19 protein-coding genes are annotated in these 19,742 nt (G+C 32.8%); 18 read left to right on the forward strand and 1 reads right to left on the reverse strand.

What is annotated here, in order from left to right; translation table 11 throughout:
• Window positions 1-97 precede the first annotated feature (97 nt).
• The 5 genes from dapB to AC1RP4_RS02345 all read left to right on the forward strand — a co-directional run bounded on the left by dapB (window position 98) and on the right by AC1RP4_RS02345 (window position 5,553).
• Window positions 98-883: a 4-hydroxy-tetrahydrodipicolinate reductase gene (gene dapB, locus AC1RP4_RS02325; RefSeq protein WP_409022516.1), complete on the forward strand. Its 786-nt coding sequence runs from the start codon at window positions 98-100 to the stop codon at window positions 881-883.
• On the forward strand, window positions 880-2,094 hold the full coding sequence (locus AC1RP4_RS02330; protein WP_481761338.1) for a CCA tRNA nucleotidyltransferase: 1,215 nt from the start codon (window positions 880-882) through the stop codon (window positions 2,092-2,094). The genes dapB and AC1RP4_RS02330 overlap by 4 nt, the downstream gene beginning before the upstream one ends.
• 96 nt (window positions 2,095-2,190) lie before the next feature.
• Window positions 2,191-4,086: an ABC-F family ATP-binding cassette domain-containing protein gene (locus AC1RP4_RS02335; RefSeq protein WP_481761337.1), complete on the forward strand. Its 1,896-nt coding sequence runs from the start codon at window positions 2,191-2,193 to the stop codon at window positions 4,084-4,086.
• Between the two features lie 7 nt (window positions 4,087-4,093).
• Window positions 4,094-5,041 (forward strand): thymidylate synthase, encoded by a 948-nt coding sequence (locus tag AC1RP4_RS02340; RefSeq protein ID WP_481761336.1) that lies wholly within the window; start codon window positions 4,094-4,096, stop codon window positions 5,039-5,041.
• Window positions 5,042-5,064: 23 nt separating this feature from the next.
• The gene (locus tag AC1RP4_RS02345; protein WP_481761335.1) at window positions 5,065-5,553 is read left to right on the forward strand and encodes a dihydrofolate reductase; all 489 of its coding nucleotides are present in this window, start codon (window positions 5,065-5,067) and stop codon (window positions 5,551-5,553) included.
• Between the two features lie 49 nt (window positions 5,554-5,602).
• Here the strand turns inward: AC1RP4_RS02345 and trhA are convergent, their stop codons facing one another.
• Complete coding sequence (trhA, locus tag AC1RP4_RS02350) at window positions 5,603-6,244, reverse strand: PAQR family membrane homeostasis protein TrhA (RefSeq protein WP_481761334.1); 642 nt, start codon at window positions 6,242-6,244, stop codon at window positions 5,603-5,605.
• 139 nt (window positions 6,245-6,383) lie between these two features.
• On the opposite strand from trhA, the gene AC1RP4_RS02355 reads away from it, so the two are divergent.
• The 13 genes from AC1RP4_RS02355 to AC1RP4_RS02415 all read left to right on the forward strand — a co-directional run bounded on the left by AC1RP4_RS02355 (window position 6,384) and on the right by AC1RP4_RS02415 (window position 19,732).
• Window positions 6,384-7,232, forward strand: coding sequence for a DegV family protein (locus AC1RP4_RS02355; RefSeq protein WP_481761333.1), 849 nt, complete (start codon window positions 6,384-6,386; stop codon window positions 7,230-7,232).
• Between the two features lie 198 nt (window positions 7,233-7,430).
• Entirely contained in the window at window positions 7,431-8,213 is a 783-nt protein-coding gene (locus AC1RP4_RS02360; protein ID WP_481761332.1) for an SGNH/GDSL hydrolase family protein, read from the forward strand.
• 11 nt (window positions 8,214-8,224) lie between these two features.
• Window positions 8,225-8,839, forward strand: coding sequence for a YpmS family protein (locus AC1RP4_RS02365; RefSeq protein ID WP_409022524.1), 615 nt, complete (start codon window positions 8,225-8,227; stop codon window positions 8,837-8,839).
• Window positions 8,840-8,854: 15 nt separating this feature from the next.
• Window positions 8,855-9,076 carry a YozE family protein gene (locus AC1RP4_RS02370; protein WP_409022525.1) on the forward strand — a complete coding sequence of 74 codons (222 nt, stop codon included), beginning with the start codon at window positions 8,855-8,857 and terminating at the stop codon, window positions 9,074-9,076.
• A gap of 14 nt (window positions 9,077-9,090) precedes the next feature.
• A complete protein-coding gene (locus AC1RP4_RS02375; protein ID WP_481761331.1) occupies window positions 9,091-10,539 on the forward strand; it encodes a S41 family peptidase in 1,449 nt (482 codons plus the stop codon).
• Window positions 10,540-10,681: 142 nt separating this feature from the next.
• Complete coding sequence (ylqF, locus tag AC1RP4_RS02380) at window positions 10,682-11,530, forward strand: ribosome biogenesis GTPase YlqF (protein ID WP_481761330.1); 849 nt, start codon at window positions 10,682-10,684, stop codon at window positions 11,528-11,530.
• A gap of 2 nt (window positions 11,531-11,532) precedes the next feature.
• On the forward strand, window positions 11,533-12,300 hold the full coding sequence (locus tag AC1RP4_RS02385; RefSeq protein WP_481761329.1) for a ribonuclease HII: 768 nt from the start codon (window positions 11,533-11,535) through the stop codon (window positions 12,298-12,300).
• Between the two features lie 50 nt (window positions 12,301-12,350).
• Window positions 12,351-13,220 carry a DNA-processing protein DprA gene (dprA, locus tag AC1RP4_RS02390; protein WP_481761328.1) on the forward strand — a complete coding sequence of 290 codons (870 nt, stop codon included), beginning with the start codon at window positions 12,351-12,353 and terminating at the stop codon, window positions 13,218-13,220.
• A gap of 95 nt (window positions 13,221-13,315) precedes the next feature.
• Entirely contained in the window at window positions 13,316-15,412 is a 2,097-nt protein-coding gene (gene topA, locus AC1RP4_RS02395; RefSeq protein WP_481761327.1) for a type I DNA topoisomerase, read from the forward strand.
• A 29-nt stretch (window positions 15,413-15,441) separates the two neighbouring features.
• Complete coding sequence (gene trmFO / locus AC1RP4_RS02400; RefSeq protein ID WP_481761326.1) at window positions 15,442-16,749, forward strand: FADH(2)-oxidizing methylenetetrahydrofolate--tRNA-(uracil(54)-C(5))-methyltransferase TrmFO; 1,308 nt, start codon at window positions 15,442-15,444, stop codon at window positions 16,747-16,749.
• A 114-nt stretch (window positions 16,750-16,863) separates the two neighbouring features.
• Complete coding sequence (hslV, locus tag AC1RP4_RS02405) at window positions 16,864-17,409, forward strand: HslVU peptidase proteolytic subunit (RefSeq protein WP_409022532.1); 546 nt, start codon at window positions 16,864-16,866, stop codon at window positions 17,407-17,409.
• Between the two features lie 15 nt (window positions 17,410-17,424).
• Entirely contained in the window at window positions 17,425-18,834 is a 1,410-nt protein-coding gene (gene hslU / locus AC1RP4_RS02410) for an ATP-dependent protease ATPase subunit HslU (protein WP_409022533.1), read from the forward strand.
• 16 nt (window positions 18,835-18,850) lie between these two features.
• Window positions 18,851-19,732, forward strand: coding sequence for an aldose 1-epimerase family protein (locus AC1RP4_RS02415; RefSeq protein WP_481761325.1), 882 nt, complete (start codon window positions 18,851-18,853; stop codon window positions 19,730-19,732).
• The last annotated feature ends 10 nt before the right edge of the window (window positions 19,733-19,742 follow it).

The raw sequence follows: 19,742 nt of genomic DNA on the forward strand, positions 1-19,742 counted from the left end.
ATACCATATTATCGATGAATGTCTGCTGACTATCATTTTAAATCTAGTATAAATCTGTTAAACTAGATTGTATTAATTAAAGATGAGGAGGATTACTATGATTAAAGTTTTGGTTGCTGGATTTAAAGGACGAATGGGTGCCACTACAACAAATATGATCTTAGAAAATCCATTATTTGAATTAGTTGGAGTCTATAGTACTACAGCTACAGAAAAAAATATAAATGAAATTACTGACTATAAGACAGAGAATGTCCCAATATTCAATAAGCTAGATGAAATAAACGTAGTTTCCGATGTTTGGATTGATTTTACTGTCCCAAGTGTTGTTTTCGAAAATACTAAATTTGCTATTTCGAAACATATGTCACCAGTTATTGGGACTACGGGTTTATCGGAAAATAATATAGCTGAACTTAAACAATTATGTAAAACAGAAAAATTAGGTGGATTGATTGCTCCTAATTTTGGTATTTCAGCTGTTTTATTAATGCAATTTGCGCAACAAGCTGCTAAGTATTTACCTGACGTTGAAATTATTGAAATGCATCATGATAATAAATTGGATGCTCCAAGTGGTACAGCCTTAAATACCGCAAAATTAATTGCTGAAGTTCGTAAACCTAAAATTCAAGGCAACCCTGATGAAAGAGAAACATTACCAGGTGCGAGAGGTGCAGCCTTTGAAGGCATGAGAATTCATAGTGTCCGTTTACCAGGCTATGTTGCTCATGAACAAGTCTTATTTGGTGGCGAGGGTGAAGCATTAACTATTCGTCAGGACTCATTTGACCGTATTTCATTCATGTCTGGTGTTGCATTAGCTACTGAAAAAATTGGACAATATAAAGAATTACTAGTTGGATTGGAAAATATATTATGATAGTTTCCAATCTTGCGGATGATTTCATTAATGCTGAACCAGTGATTAAAGCCATTGAAAATGCTGGTTTTGAAGCATATTTTGTCGGAGGAAGTGTTAGGGATACTATCTTAGGATTACCAATCCATGATATTGATATTGCCACTAGTGCATACCCTGAGGAAATTAAGGAAATTTTTAATAAGACGGTAGATACAGGTATTCAACATGGGACTGTTATGGTTTTAGATCATGGAGAAGGTTATGAAATCACCACATTTCGAACAGAATCAACTTATCAAGATTTTAGACGTCCAGATCATGTTGAATTTGTACGCTCTTTAGAAGAAGATTTAAAACGTCGTGATTTTACAATCAATGCCTTAGCAATGACACATGATGGACGGATTATTGATTTGTTCAACGGACTACAAGATTTAGAAAATCACATCATTAGAGCTGTTGGCACTGCTGATGAACGTTTTAATGAAGATGCTTTACGAATGATGAGGGCAATTAGATTTGCAAGCCAATTAGATTTCACAATCGAAATGGAAACGAAGAAAGCATTAAATAAACATGCACCACTATTGAAAAAGATTGCTATTGAACGGATTCATATTGAATTTATTAAATTACTGTTGGGAAAAAATCCTCAAATTGGACTTCGACATTTTGTTGAATCAGATTTAGTAAAATATTGTCCCGAATTTAATAATTATTTATCGGAACTAACTGATATGTCAAAAATGCAATCAATTAAACTTACATCAGAAGTAGCTGCTTGGTCGTTAATTATTCATGTTCTAAAGATAACAGAAACTAATATTAATCATTTTCTAATCTCATGGAAAAGTTCAAATGAGTTAATTACACACGTTCAAATAGTTATCAAAGCACTTAACGGTATTATTCATGATTCCGTTAATCGAGAACTGATGTATGAAACTGGATTAGAATTATTATTAATTGCAAATGAAGTTGCAGCAATATTTAATAGTAATTTAGATGCAGAAATGCTGACAGTTGCTTATACTGCACTTCCAATTAAGTCTAAAAAAGACATGGCAATTAATGGACGACAGTTAATAAAAGATGTTGGTATTCAACCAGGTGAAAAATTAGGCCAAATTTTATCCATATTGGAAAATCGTATTTTACTAGAAGAAGTCCCAAACGAATCAACTCAATTATTAAAAGTGGCTAAGCAACTAATGTTAAAATTAGCGTAAAAAAAGAGATTAAATATCATTTAATCTCTTTTTTTACAAAACATGCTTAGTAATACAAATTATAAAAGAGAATCAATTAGATAAGAGAGTGATTACATGCAAACACTGAGGGTAGAACATTTAAAGAAAACATACGGCGAAAAAACATTATTTGATGATTTAAATTTTATTGTTAATGAAAAAGATAGAATCGGATTGATTGGAACTAACGGTTCAGGGAAAACAACGTTATTAAATGCATTAACAGACCTTGACCCAGCTGATTCAGGAGATTTAATTAAACCAAATAACTATCGTATGAGTTATTTAAAACAAATACCAGAATTAAATGATGATATGACAATTATGGAAGCCGCTTTTGAAGGAGCTTCACCTATTTTTGAAACAATTCGTCATTATGAAGCTGTTTTAACAGCCTATAGTGAACATCCTGAAGATGAAAAATTACAGCAACGTTACTCAGATGCGGAAGATCGTATGAATCGTGAAGATGCATGGAATGCCGATAATGACGTTAAAACAATTCTAACGCAATTACAAATAACGGATTTAACACAAAAAGTCTCAACCTTATCTGGTGGACAGAAAAAAAGAGTTGGCTTGGCTCAAGTACTCATACAAGCTCCTGACTTATTAATTCTTGATGAACCAACAAACCATTTGGACTTTAGTTCTATTGAATGGCTAGAAAGTTACCTTAAAACGTACAAAGGAGCTTTAATTGTTGTTACTCATGATCGGTATTTTTTAGATCAAATTGCCAACCAGATTTTAGAACTATCATTTGGTAAATTACACTCGTATGAAGGTAACTATCAAGATTTCGTTGCTCAAAAGGCTGAAAGAGTTGCCCAGGAAGTTACCGCTGAGCATAAAGAACAACAGCTATATAAAAAGGAACTAGCTTGGATGCGTACTGGAGCAAAAGCTAGATCAACAAAACAACAAGCACGAATTAACCGTTTTAACGATTTAAAAGAAAATATGAATTCATTACAAATTGATCAAGATGTTTCAATTGGACTAGGCCAACAGCGGCTTGGTAAAAAGGTTATTGAGCTAAAAGAAGCTAGTTTAGTCTTAGAAAATCATAAAATTATTGATCATTTTAGTGAGTTGATTCAGGCGAGCGATAGAATCGGGATTACCGGTAAAAATGGTGCTGGTAAATCTAGTTTACTAAATGCAATTGCTGGAAAATTACCACTTAACTCTGGCGAATTACTAATGGGCGAAACGGTTAAATTAGGTTATTACCAGCAACAAACTGAACCCATACCTGGCGATAAACGAATGATTAACTATCTAAATGAAATTGGTGAAAATATCGAAAATAAACATGGCGAACGAATAAGTACAACACAACTTTTAGAGCAGTTTCTTTTTCCAAGATCGATGCATGGGACATTAATTAGACAGCTATCCGGTGGTGAAAAAAGAAGACTCTATCTCTTGAAATTACTTATGCAACAACCAAATGTCTTATTACTAGATGAACCTACAAATGATTTAGATATTGGAACATTAACAGTACTTGAAGACTATTTAGAATCTTTTAATGGCGCAGTTATAACTGTCTCACATGATAGATATTTTTTAGATAAAGTTGCAGATCAATTACTTATTTTTGAAGGCGATGCTAAAATTAATCGTTATACTGGATTATTTACATCGTACCTTGCTAAAGAATCACTGGATGATGCCGTATCAATATCAAAAAAAGAAAAAATTATCGAACACGACACCATTTCTGACGATAAATTAAAAGTTAAATTAACTTATGCTGAACAAAAAGAATTTGAAACAATTGAACAGACAATTGATAATTTAGAAGCTAAGAAAGAAAAAGCTGAAAGTGATATGTCGAATATCAATGGCAATGATTTTGTAGCATTAAGTGAACTACAAGTGTCAATTGATAATTTAGATGATGAAATTGAAGAAAAGATGAATCGTTGGGACTATTTAGGTAAATATGCAGAAAAGGGGTAATTTTCGTATGGAAGAAACATATTTGCAACTTGAACGTGATATTTTAATGAACGGAAATGATAAATCTGATCGTACAAAAACGGGAACTAAAAGTCTTTTTGGCTATCAAATGAGGTTTGACTTAAGTCAAGGATTCCCACTACTAACAACTAAAAAAGTACCATTTGGTTTAATTAAGAGTGAGTTACTGTGGTTCTTAAAAGGTGATACTAATATCCAATATTTATTGAAACATAAGAATCATATTTGGGACGAATGGGCTTTTAAAAATTACATTGAAAGTTCTCAGTATATGGGTCCAGATATGACTGATTTTGGACATCGATCACTTTTAGAGACTGATTTTAAAAAAGAATATGAAGTACAGAAAAACCTTTTTTGCGATAAAATTATTGAAGACGATGAATTTGCAAAAAAGTTTGGTGAATTAGGTGACGTTTATGGTAGTCAGTGGCGTAATTGGAAAACTAGACAAGGTGATACGATTGACCAAATTAAAGATGTTATTGAAGCAATCAAAAAAACACCTGATTCTAGAAGATTAATTGTGTCCGCTTGGAACCCAGAAGATGTACCAAATGTGGCATTACCACCTTGCCATACGTTATTTCAATTTTATGTGGCTGATGGTAAATTAAGTTGTCAATTATATCAAAGAAGTGGCGATGTCTTTTTAGGTGTACCATTTAATATTGCAAGTTATGCGTTATTAACTCATCTAATTGCTAAAGAGGTTGGACTTGAAGTTGGTGAATTCATTCACACATTAGGCGATGCCCATATTTACAATAATCATATAGAACAAGTGAAGGAACAACTTTCTCGTGAAGTGCAACCCATGCCAAAATTATGGTTAAATCCTGATAAAAATAGTATTTTTGAATACGATATGACGGATATTAAAATAGAAGACTATAATCCTGCACCACCTATTAAAGCGCCTGTTGCAGTTTAATATTTACTTAAGGAGAGTCAATAATGATTAATTTTATTTGGGCTGAAGACAGTGAACATCATATTGGATATAAGGGTAAGCTACCTTGGTACTTACCAAATGATTTAAAATTTTTTAAGAAAACAACGCTTAATAAGGTCGTTGTTATGGGCAGAAATACATTTGAAAGTTTTCCGGGACTATTACCAAATCGAATTAATATTGTTCTTTCAAGTAAAAACGATTTAGTTGAAACAGATACTCTAAAGATTGTTCATTCAATACCAGAGTTGAATGATTTATTAGAAACATATTCTGAAGATATTTTTGTTATTGGTGGCGCAACATTATTTTCTGAAATGTATGTAAAAGTTAATAGATTGTATCAAACAAAAATTAACGCTACGTTTGATGGTGATGTGATGATGATTCCTATTGATTATACTCATTGGAAATTAATTGAAACGATTCCGGGAATGATTGACAAAAAAAATGTATATGATCATGAATTTAGAATTTATGATAAAAAATAATTAAAAAGCGAAGACATATCCAATACGGATGTGTCTTCGCTTTTTAACTTTAAGTATATAATAAAATAGAAAAAAACATTAATCCTGTACCTAACATCACAAATAAATGCCAAACGACATGTAAGTACTTAACACCGTTTATACTATAAATTCCAGCGCCGATTGTGAACGCAATGCCACCAGAAACAAGTAGCCAGAACCCAATTGTACCGAGGCTATTATAAAGTGGCATCATTGCGCTCAAACAAAGCCAGCCCATAATTAGATAAATGATGGTTGAAATTGTTTTAAAATGACCCAACCAAATTGATTTATAAATAATTCCTAAAACGGTCATCATCCAGATGATTCCGAATAGTGTCCAACCTAATGCCCCACCAACAGAGAGAAGACAATAAGGCGTATAAGTACCTGCTATCAGAATATAGATACTACTATGATCGAAGATTTGAAAAACAGTTCTTGCTCGTGTAAATATTAAACTATGAAATAGGGTAGAAGTTAAGTACAGCAGTACCAAAGATGAACCATATATAGCATACGAGGTAATTTCTAATGCACTACCATTATGAGCACCTTTAATAAGTAAAAAAATCAATCCCGCTATACTTAACCCAAGACCAATACCATGAGTTACCGCGTTTAATACCTCATTTAAGATGAGATACCTTCTACTGTAATTATGTTCCAAAAAAACACCTCAGTCATCAATTTCTATGTGAAATAGACCAGTAATTCTGATATACTAGACATTATAAATAGAAAAGTTTATAGTGACATTATTGTATCATGATTAAAAACTTTTGTTAAGAAAGTGTGGATGAAGAAACATGAAAAAAATTAAAATAATAACGGATTCATCTGTTGGATTAACAGATAATGAAATAAAAGAAAATGACATTAGCATTATACCTCTAAGCGTTATGATTGATGATACTATTTACGTTGAAGGTGAATCAATTACAAATGACGAATTTGAGACTAAAATGGAAACGTCAAAAACGTTACCTAAAACAAGTCAGCCACCAATTGGTACTTTTGTAGAAATGTTTGACAGTCTTGGGGCAGATGGTAGCCAAGTTCTCTCACTTAACATGACTGACCAAATTAGTGGTACAGTTCATACTGCAGAGCAAGCTGCAGAAATGAGTCAATCCGATGTAACCGTTGTTGATACTCGTTCTACTGATCGAGGTATGGCTTTTCAAGTCTTAGCAGCTGCTAAGTTAGCAAATTCAGGTGCATCAATGGATGATATTTTAACAAAAATTTCTGAAATCCGTAAGAATTCAACTCTAAATATGGCCGTTATGACTCTGGATAATCTGGTCAAAGGTGGACGTATATCAAGATTAACTGGTGTTCTTTCAAGTGTTTTAAATATGAAGATTATTTTGGAAATGATTGATGGCGAATTAAAAATTAAAAATAAAGGCCGTGGTATGAAGACGGTTAACAGATTTATTGCAGATTTAGTTGAAGAATTAAAAAGTACACCTAATGTTAAAGCAGTAGGTATTTCTCATGCTGGAAATGAAAAAAAGGCATTTGAAGTTCGCGATTTATTACAAACAGCAGTCCCAAAAGTTGATATTCTAGTTCGACAGACAGCACCTATTATTGCGACGCATGGTGGTCCAGGGGCTTTTGCAGTGATGTTCTACACAGATAAAGACTAATATATTAAATAATTATTTTTAAACTGGTCCAAAAACAGCTGTTTTTGTCCGGTTTTTTTAATTAAATAAAGGAATGATTTTTTGAAATTTTTTAAAAGCTTTTCCATTACTATTTTAAGTATTTTAGTACTAAGTGGTCTTATATTTAGTGGGCTGTGGTTTGCAACCGGCCATTTTTCGAATCATTCTTTAATAACAGTGCCCCATAAAAAAACAGCTCTTAAGCTAGTATCCCTTGGTGATTCTTTAACGCAGGGTGTCGGAGATGAAACGAATAAAGGTGGATTCGTTTCATTAATTACAGAAAAAATAAATACTGATAAAAATATGAAAGTAACTGCCTCTAACTTTGGCTTATCAGGAGATCGAAGTGATCAAATTTATAGCAGATTAAAGAAACAACCCAAAATGCAAAAAACGTTAAAAAAAGCCACTGTTATTACATTAACAGTTGGTGGGAATGACCTATTACAGGTTATACAAAAAAACATTTTATCTAATGATACTGATAAGTTAAATAAAGCTATTGATACTGAAAAAATGACTTATACAAAAAATTTAAATGATTTATTTAAAGAGATTAGAAAATATAATAATAGCGCGCCTATCTACGTTATAGGAGTGTATAACCCATTTTACGTTTATTTCCCCGAAATGAGTAGTATGAAAACGATTGTTAAATCATGGAATAACGTAACCAACAAGGTTGTTAAAAATGATAAAAATAGTTATTTTGTTAGTGTTGAAAAACAGCTTTCTGAAGGACAATATTATGGTAAAACAAGTAAATTAGCCAAGACTTTGGGTAGCTCAGACTTATCTGATTTATCTAGTTTTAATCTTGAAAGTGTCTTGCAAGAAAAAGATGAAAAAAATAACTATATTTCTATAACTGATCATTTTCATCCAAATAAAAAAGGTTATAAAAAAATGACTGATTTGTTGTTCAAATCAATGGAAGAACATCATTTATTTAAATAATGAGGAGAATTATGCCGAAAAGAACAGAAAAAACATCAACCACTTTTAACGCATGGAAAGTTGCGTTTATCATATTATTTTCTTTATTGATTGGCGTACTACTTTATTTTTCCGTTAGTATTATGAACCAATCCCAAGATCAAAAGACACTAACAACTCAAACCACTTCAAAAGCAACAAAAAGAACAGAACTAAGCGTGGAAATGAACAAGGAACAACTTAACGGAACCATTAATTATTATTTAAAATCAATTCAAAAAGGTCAATCAATTAAATATCGGTTTTTAGTAGATAAATCTGCTATATTAATGGGCACAACAAAAATTTTAGGACAAAATATTTCATTCACATTATATTCAGATCCAGTTGTAACAGATGATGGTAATATCTTGTTAAAAGCAAAATCTGTTGCTGTAGGTTCATTACCAGTTCCTAAAAAGTTTATAATGGATTATGTAAAAAATGCATATGATTTACCAAATTGGATTACGATTAATAGCAAAGAACAAACAATTATGCTTAACTTAAAAAAACTAGATATTGAGAATGGTATACAAGCTAGTGCAACCAAAATTGATTTAAAAACGAATGTTTTTAAATTCGATGTTTCTATCCCTTTAAATTAAATGAGGTATCAATTTATGAGACAAACATTTTATCAATTTTTAATGACCGAACGCAATGATCACGGTACGGATGAGGTGTCCCAATTTGCAAATAATGCATTTTATGATCAAAGTTTTCCTAAATTGTCAGATAAGTATGACTTTCTTTCTAATTATCTTGAATTAAATGCAGGATATTTACCTTCAATGACAATTTTTGATGACGCTTGGGCCCGATATTTAGACAAAATGAATTAGTGGGGAATTAAATTATGGAAAAAGATAAAAAAGAAAAACGTTTTAGATTTGGTCGTCATTTTTGGACCTTAATAGGGTCAATTTGTTTATCTTTTATAGTCGGAGCTGCTGCAATGTATTTTTTTGCAATTAGTCAAATTAATACATTAGTTGGGTCATTACAAACGACTAGTTCAGATTTAGCCAAAATTGAGTCTGTTTATTCGGCACTAAATAATTCTTATTATAAAAATATCAGTAAGAAAAAATTAGTCGATGGGGCTATCAATGGTATGGTCGACTCTACTGGAGATAAATTTACGGCCTATTTAGGTAAAGAAGATGCGACTAATTTAAATTCAACTATTTCTAGTAAATTTGTTGGAATCGGTGCTGAAGTCAAAATTAGCAAGAAAAATATTCAGATTGTTTCAGCTATTAAAGGAACACCAGCTAAAAAGGCTGGTTTGAAGACAGATGATATTATCCAAAAAATAGATGGTAAATCTATTTATGGTCTCAGTTTAGAAAAAGCTGTTTCAAAAATTAGAGGTAAAAAAGGAACAATAGTGAAACTAACTATTAAACGTGATTCATCAACATTTAATGTTTCAATAAAACGAGATGATATTCCTGTTAAAACAGTCTATAGTAGTATTTCGAAAAAGAATAAAAAAGTAGGATATATTCAAATTAGTACATTTTCTGAGGATACATCTAACGAAGTCAAATCTGCAGTGAAGTCACTTAGAAAAGATGGCGCTACATCGTTTGTCATTGATGTTCGTGATAATCCAGGTGGCCTTATGGATCAAGCATTAGCGATTGGATCAATGTTCTTAAAAGATGGTCAAACAATTATGCAGGTACAAGGCAAAACGGGTTCTCCTGAAGTATATAAGGCTGGTAAAAAATATGACTCAGGATTTAAAGTCACAGAAAAAACAGCTGTTGTCATTAATAAAGATAGTGCAAGTGCTTCTGAAATTTTAGCAGCCGCACTTAACCAATCTGGTAATGATAAATTAATTGGGTCAACATCTTATGGAAAAGGTACCGTCCAAACAATCAATACCTTTACAGATAAAACAGAATTAAAAGTTACCATTGCTAAATGGCTAACACCTGATGGTTCTTGGATTAATAAAAAAGGGATTAAGCCTACTATTTCAGCTGATTATCCTGCGTATGCTTATTCACCACTAATTAATACTGATAAAACATATAAATATGAAGACGTTACACCTCAAGTTAAAACGATTCAAGTTTACTTAAGCGCACTTAATTATTATAAAGACAAAAATAATGGTTACTTTGGTACATCAACGGTTAATGCAGTAAAAATGTTACAAAAAGAAAATACTTTAACTCAAACGGGCGAAGTTAACAAAGATACTGCTTTAAAAATTGAAACATTAGTTCAGAAAAAAATTTCAAAAAATGATCCTGCCTATGATGCGGCAATTAAATCGTTAACAAATTAATAAAAGACTGAAGAGGGCGAAACTAAATAGCGGAACTCTCTTCTTTTTGTGCACAAATTAAGGTATTCTGATTAAGAGAGTTAAATATAAAGAATTAAGCAAGTTAATTAAAAGTTTACTTGGCTTAACAAGGAGAATTTAAATGACAGTAATCCAATGGTTCCCAGGACATATGGCAAAAGCCTTAAGATTAGTAAAGGAAAAATTAAACTTAGTAGATATCGTACTTGAATTAGTTGATGCAAGATTGCCTGAATCATCTAGAAATCCGCAACTTGAGCAATTACTTGCAACAAAACCTCATATTATGGTTTTAACAAAAAAAGATATGGCCGATCCGAACGTTACTGCACGTTGGCTACAGTACTATGAAAACAAAGGAATTCCGGCAGTTGCAGTAGATAGTCAACACGGACAACTTAACGCTATCGAGAAAAAAATTAACGTTGTTTTAAAAGATAAAATAGCGTTACGAGAAAGTAAAGGTATCCTCCAACAACGAGTTAAGGTAATGTGTATCGGAATTCCGAATGTTGGAAAATCGACGTTACTAAATCATTTGTTAAGTAAAAATGTCGCCATAACTGGAAATAGACCTGGGGTGACAAAAGCACAGCAATGGTTAAAAGCCGGAAAATCAATGTCTCTTTTAGATACACCAGGTATTTTATGGCCCAAATTTGAAGATCAAGAAATCGGTAAACGTCTTGCTTTAACAGGAGCAATAAAAGACTCTTTATATGCAAAAGATGACATTGCATTATACGGGTTAGAACATTTTAAACAAACAAATCCAAAGGCATTACAAGAGAAATATAAATTAACGGATGAACAAATGCAGTTAAGTAATGTTGATTTATTATTAGATTTAACAAAAAAAATGGGTTTCAAAGAAGATTATGATCGTGCGAGTGAGAGAATTATATTTGATATTAGACAAGGTAAACTTGGTCGTTATACCTTAGAAATCCCTCAATTGGGTGGCGAATAGTTGTGACCAAATTTACAATTTCTCAAGTAAAAGAACATTTATTGAATAATCCATCGGATAATTTTATGCAAGAAATAGCTAAAGACTCTCGCAAAGGAGTTATTAAGCTTTTAATCCAATATAATAATAGACAAAAAAAACTAGTTGAACACCAAGAATTATTTAATCGTAGGTTAGTAATAGAAAGAGACCTATGGCAGAATGGTATTCCTTACATCGCTGGTATTGATGAGGTTGGAAGAGGACCGTTAGCTGGTCCAGTTGTTAGTGCAGCAGTTATTTTACCTCATAATTTCAATCTAATTGACGTGAATGATTCGAAAAAATTATCTGCATCTATGCGTGAAGCATTATACGTTGAAATATTAGCTACAGCTGTTTCAGTTGGTATATCTGTGATAAATAATCAAACAATTGATGAAGTTAATATATATCAAGCATCAAGAATTGCTATGTTAGAAGCTGTTAATTCATTGGACGTGAAACCACAACAATTATTGATTGATGCTATGACGATTGATAGCGATATTCCGCAGGAAAGTTTCATTAAAGGCGATTCTAAAAGTGCTAGTATTGCTGCTGCTAGTATCGTTGCTAAGGTTTACCGAGATCATCTCATGAACTTTTACAATGAATTATATCCAGGATACGATTTCAATCATAATGATGGATATGGAACTAAAAAACATTTAGCAGGACTTAGCAAATTAGGAGTCACTCCAATTCATCGTCGAACATTTGAACCAATTAAATCTATTCTAAAAAAATAATGAAATAAATTGCGTACCTTATTAGTATTAATGACTAATAAGGAGAAACAATGACAATAAGAGACACTTTAATTAAACTTAGACTATGTTCTGAAATAACGTATATTGGCGAAAATAAAATTTTTGATTGGTTACAACAGAATCCAAGTTGTACTGATTTAACTCTAGATGTAATTAAATCCATTTTAAATTTAAATAGTAAAAAAATAGCTAGTTTCAGTAAAGCTTACACTAGTATTTCATTGAAAAATGAGGTTATTACCAATAAGTTACATTCAACAATTGTGACTATTATTGATGAGGACTATCCGTATCGACTAAAAGAATGCTATCGACCACCAATTGTTCTTTTTATGCGAGGAAATACGCAATTATTAAATCGACAATCACTTGCTGTTGTTGGTGCTCGGCAAAGAACTGACTACTCAATAGAAGTAATACGATTATTATTACCAAATAGTATCCAAAATGATAAGGTAATTTTAAGCGGATTAGCAGCCGGCGTTGATACCTTGGCACACCAATTTACAATAGCTAACGGAGCAGATACAATTGCTGTTATTGGGACAGGTTTAAATATTTATTATCCAAAAATTAATGAAGATTTACAAATTGAAATTAGCAAAAAGGGACTTTTATTATCTGAGTACGGACTGAATACAGGACCACAACGTAATCATTTCCCTGAAAGAAATCGAATTATTGCAGGCCTTTGTGAATGCTTATTAGTTACAGAGGCTAAACACCATAGTGGTAGTCTTATAACTGCCAATTTAGCATTGCAAGAAAATCGCACAGTACTAGCTGTACCCGGATCAATTATTAGTCCTCTTTCACTTGGGTGTAATGAACTAATAATAGCCGGTGCAATGCCGATTATTAACGGTGAACAGATACTTGCAGAGTTCTATGAAAACTAGTTACGCTTGACAAGTCTCTCTAATATGCTTTAAGATTACTAACGATTTTAAAAATGTTATTGCTTACAATATAAATACTACGAAGGAGTTCAATTATGCCAGTAACCAAAAAGAAAAAGAGAACGCCGGCAAAAAAAAATCTAGTTATTGTTGAATCACCTTCTAAGGCTAAAACAATTGAAAAATACCTAGGCAGCAACTACCATGTTGTCGCTAGTCTTGGACATATTAGAGATTTACCACGAAGTAAAATGGGAGTTGACGTTGAAAACAACTATGATCCTCATTACATTTCAATTCGTGGTAAAGGCGATGTTATTAAAAGTTTAAAAAAAGAAGCTAAAAAAGCTAAAAATGTTTATCTAGCAGCCGATCCTGATCGTGAAGGCGAGGCAATTGCATGGCATTTATCTCATATTTTAGATTTAGATATCACGGACAAAAATCGTGTTGTTTTTAATGAAATTACAAAAGATGCAGTTAAAAATGCTTTTAATGATCCTAGATCAATTGATATGAATTTAGTTGATGCACAACAAGCTCGCCGTATTTTAGATAGATTAGTTGGTTATTCAATTAGTCCTTTATTATGGGCTAAAATAAAAAAAGGCTTAAGTGCTGGTCGAGTTCAGTCTATTGCTTTGAATTTAATTATTGATAGAGAAAAAGAAATTCGTGCATTTATACCAGAGGAATACTGGACTATTGATTCTGAATTTAAAAAAGGTAAAGAGAAATTTGATGCAGCTTTTTATGGTATTAAGGGAAAGAAAAAAGCACTTCATGATAATGAAGATGTTAAAAAAGTAATGGCATTAATTGATACAAAACAAGATTTTGATATCACCGCTGTCACAAAAAAAGAACGTAAAAGATTTCCAGCTTTACCATTTACTACAAGTACAATGCAACAAGATGCTAATAGAAAATTAAACTTTCGTACAAGAAAAACGATGATGGTTGCACAACAATTATATGAAGGAATTCATCTCGGAAAACAGGGTACTGTTGGTTTAATCACTTACATGCGTACCGACTCGACTCGTGTATCTACGACTGCCAAACATGAAACTGCTCAATTTTTACACGAAAAGTATGGTGAAGATTATGCAGCTATTAAGCCACGCAAAGGTAAATTACAAGAAGGTGCACAGGACGCACATGAAGCAATTAGACCTTCCTCTGTTTTACGTACACCTGCTTCAATGAAGGATTATTTAAGTAATGATCAAATGAAGTTATATAAATTAATTTGGTCGCGATTTGTTGCCAGTCAAATGACACCAGCTGTAATGGATACAATGTCTGTATCTATTGAACAAAATGGCGTTACTTATCATACTTCTGGGTCAAAGACTAAGTTTGCAGGTTATACAAAAATTTATGAGGATAACAAAAAGACTGATAATATTTTACCGGATTTAAAAGTTGGCGATCATGTTAAGTTAGCTAAAAATCAGCCTAACCAACATTTTACTCAGCCACCTGCTAGATTCACTGAAGCAAATTTAATTAAAACACTTGAAGAAAATGGTGTTGGACGTCCATCAACGTATGCACCAACCTTGGATACTATTCAACGTCGATATTATGTGAAATTAATTGCTAAGCGTTTTGAACCAACTGAACTGGGTGAAATTGTAGATGATATGATTGAAGCTTATTTTAGTGATATTGTGAATGTTAAATTTACTGCTGAATTAGAAAAAGGTCTTGATAACATTGAAGTCGGAGACGAAAATTGGGTTAAAGTTGTTGATGATTTTTATAAACCATTTTCAAAAAATGTTGAACATGCCCAAGAAACAATTGAGAAAGTTCAAATTAAAGATGAACCAGCTGGATTTAATTGTGAAATTTGTGGGTCACCGATGGTTATTAAGATGGGCCGATATGGTAAATTTTTTGCATGTACGCGTTTTCCAGATTGTCGTAATACAAAAGCAATCGTTAAAGAAATTGGTGTAACTTGTCCATTGTGTCAGCAAGGGGAAGTAATTGAACGTAAATCTAAACGAAATCGTTTATTCTATGGTTGCTCAAGATACCCAGATTGTGAATTCGTATCATGGGATAAACCTATTGGTCGCGAATGTCCAAAATGTCAACATTATTTAATTGAGAAAAAAGTAAAAGGTGGAAAACAAGTCAAATGTAGTAATTGTGACTATGAAGAAGCGGTTCAAAAATAATTGAATCTAACTAGCAGGGGGATTATATAATGGAAAATACTAGCGTTAATGTAATCGGTGCTGGTCTTGCCGGTAGTGAAGCTGCATGGCAGATTGCCAAGCGAGGAGTTCATGTTAATTTATACGAGATGCGCCCTATCAAAATGACACCAGCGCATCATACTGAGAATTTTGCTGAACTAGTTTGTACGAATTCTTTAAGAGCTAATCAAATTACGAATGCCGTTGGTCTTTTGAAGGAAGAGATGAGACAGTTAGATTCAGTTATTATGAAGTCAGCTGACCATAATGCAATTCCGGCTGGCGGTGCGCTAGCCGTTGACCGTGATAAATTTTCTGGTGAGATAACTGATTTAGTTAAAAATCATGAAAATATTACGGTTATCAATGAAGAGTTAACTGAACTACCAAAAGGTCCAACAATTGTTGCGACAGGTCCTTTAACATCATCAGGTTTAGCAGAATCAATTAAACAATTAAATGGTAGTGAGGGACTTTATTTTTATGATGCAGCTGCACCAATTTTAGAAAAATCATCATTAAATATGGATAAAATCTACTTAAAATCACGATATGATAAAGGTGATGCTGCATACCTTAATTGTCCAATGACTAAAGAGGAATTTATAACCTTTTATAAGGCACTAATAGGGGCCGAAACTGCTGAAATGCATGATTTTGAAGATGAAAAATTTTTCGAAGGTTGTATGCCAATTGAAGAAATGGCTAGAAGAGGCGCTAAAACAATGTTATTTGGCCCTTTAAAACCAGTTGGATTAGAAGACCCTAAGACTGGTAGAACACCTTTTGCCGTTGTCCAATTGCGTCAAGACAATGCAGTCGGTGACTTATACAATATTGTTGGTTTCCAAACGCATCTTAAATGGGGCGAACAAAAGAATGTTTTCTCACTAATTCCAGGTTTAGAAAATGTTGAATTTGTTCGTTATGGTGTTATGCATCGTAATACATTTATGCGTTCTCCTGATACACTGGAACCAACATATCAGTCTAAATTTAGAAATGATTTATTTTTTGCTGGTCAAATGACAGGTGTTGAAGGCTATGTAGAAAGTGCTGCAAGTGGATTATTAGCAGGGATCAATGCCGCACATCTTGTTTTAGGAGAAGAGCTAGTCGTACTTCCTAAAACAACTGTGATGGGAGCTATGGCCCATTATATAACACATGCCAGTGGTAAACATTTTCAGCCGATGAATGCTAACTTTGGTATTATCCCTAAATTAGGCACAAAAATTCGAGATAAACAAGAAAAAAATCAAGCGGTTGCAAATCGTGCTCTAGAGCATTTAGCAATTGTTAAACCAAGTCTTTAAATATTTATGAAATATCTGATAAAATAATTGAGTTATACTTCATTGTTGTGCTACAGTAGTAGCGTTCAATGAAGTTTTTTTATACAATAAATGAGTAACATGGAGGAGTTTATTATGGCAACTGTTTCATTTCATGCAACAACAATTTGTGCCGTTAAGCATAATGGTCACTGTGCAATGGCCGGTGATGGCCAAGTCACAATGGGTGAAAAAGTTATTATGAAGGGGACTGCTAGAAAAGTTCGTCGCATATATAACGATCAAGTAGTTGTTGGTTTCGCTGGTAGCGTTGCCGACGCATTTAATCTTGAAGAACGATTTGAAAAAAAATTAAATGAATTTAGTGGTAATTTACAACGTGCAGCAGTTGAATTAGCTCAGGATTGGCGTAGTGAACAATCCTTACAAAAATTAGAAGCACTTTTGATTGTAATGAACAGTAATGAAATGTTATTAGTTTCTGGTAGTGGAGAAGTAATTGAACCTGACGATGACATTTTAGCAATCGGATCTGGCGGAAATTTTGCTTTGTCTGCTGCAAAGGCACTTAAGCATCATACAACTGATATGTCAGCTAAAGAAATTGCTGAGGCATCAATTAATATTGCCGGTGATATTGATATTTTTACTAACCATCATGTCATCTCAGAAGAATTATAGAAAGCGGGTAAATTTATGACTATAAGTGATAAAACACCAAAACAGATTGTTACAGAACTAGATCAATACGTTATCGGTCAAAATGATGCAAAAAAGGCCATTGCTGTTGCATTACGTAATAGATATCGTCGGATGCAACTTTCTGAATCAATGCAAAAAGATGTTACACCTAAAAATTTAATGATGATTGGGCCAACTGGTGTAGGTAAAACTGAAATTGCTCGTCGTTTGGCAACAATGCTTGAAGCACCATTTATTAAAGTTGAAGCAACAAAATTCACTGAAGTTGGTTACGCTGGACGTGATGTTGAATCAATGGTACGTGACTTGGTTGACGTGTCAATTAAATTAGAAGAAGATGCTCAATATGGCCGTGTTTCAGGCGCAGCTGAACGTATGGCTGATAAACGACTTGTAAAACTTCTAGTTCCAGGTATTAAAAAACAAAAAAAAGCCGAGAATGTTAATCTTATGCAAATGATGTCTCAAATTCAAAAAGGTCAAATACCTGCCGGATTAGATGCAAAAGATGAAGAGGAGGTCACTGACGACATTAGAAATGAACGACTATCTGTATCGGAACAACTAAGTCGTGGTTTATTAGAAAATAACGAAGTGACAATTAAAGTTGATGAACCTAAACAGCCTTCTGGTATGAATGGCATGATGGGACAAATGGGCATCGACTTAGGAGATACCTTAAGTGCATTAACACCAACACGCCAAGTAGAAAGAACGTTAACCGTAGCAGAAGCCCGTAAAATTTTAATTCGTGAAGAATCAAAAAAATTAGTTAATGTAGCAGATATCAATCAAGCTGCAATTGAACGTGCTGAAAACACTGGAATTATTTTTATTGATGAAATTGATAAAATTACTTCAAAATCTCAAAAAAATAGTGGTGAAGTTTCTAGAGAAGGCGTACAACGTGATATTTTACCAATTGTTGAAGGCTCTCAAATTTCAACTAAATATGGTGTTATTAATACTGATCATATCTTGTTTATTGCATCAGGTGCTTTTCATGAAAGTAAACCTAGCGATTTAATTGCTGAACTTCAAGGTCGTTTCCCAATTCGAGTTGAATTAGATGATTTGAGCCAAGCAGATTTTGTTAAAATTCTTACAGAACCTCATAATGCCTTAATTAAACAATATATTGCTTTAATTGGCACTGATAATATTAATGTGACATTTACAATTGAAGCAATTGAGAAAATATCTGAAATTGCTTACAACGTTAACCACGATACTGAAAATATTGGTGCACGCAGACTGCATACAATTCTTGAAAAATTACTTGAAGATTTACTATTTGAGGGTCCAGATATGCAAATGGGTGACATAACAATTACTGAAAGTTATGTTGAAGACAAAATTGGTAACATCGTTGCTGATAAAGATCTTAGTCGTTATATTTTATAGGATAGGGTGAACTAAAATGACAGTTGAACTTAAAAATGATTTCATCACAGTCAAAATTGCTGAACAAGGTGCTGAATTAATCAGTATTACCGGAAATGACACATCTATTGAATATATTTGGCAAGCAGATAAACAATACTGGGGTAGACATGCCCCAGTATTGTTTCCATTTGTTGGGCGTTTAAAAAATGATGAATATGCGTATGATCATAAAACATATAAAATGGGTCAACATGGCTTTGCCCGTGACATGCTTTTTACAGTGGTTTCTAAAAGTAAAACATCAGTTGTTCTGGAATTAGGTTCATCCCCAGAAACAATCTCAAAGTATCCGTTTAATTTTAGATTGAGATTACATTACATTTTAACTAATCATCAAATAAAAGTAATTTACGATGTTTATAACCCCGATGAAAATCCTTTGTTATTTTCTATCGGAGGACACCCAGCATTTAACGTACCACTTAAAAATGCTTATTTAAATCTAGAAAATTATCAAATTGAAGTGGCACCAAATGTTGAAAGACGTCAAATTCCACTAGTTGGACCTTTTAGCGATATCGAAAATGCAAAATCAGTTAAGTTCAACGAACCTATTAAGTTATCTCGCGAAACATTCAAAAATGATGCCTTAATTTACGAATTGAAACAACTAGAAACGACTATCTTACTTTCAACACCTGAAGATGATCATGGTGTTTCCGTGACATTAAATGGTGCAGATTACGTTGGTATCTGGTCGAAATATCCTGAAAATTCACCATTTGTTTGTATTGAACCATGGTGGGGAGTAGCTGATAATATTGAATCTACTGGTAATTTATCAGATAAAAGTAATATTTATACGTTAGAAAAAAATAAATCGTTCGAAGGTTCGTATGAAATCACAGTATTTTAAAAAAAAAATC

Source organism: Dellaglioa sp. CoH-56-MRSF-10 (genome assembly GCF_056782175.1).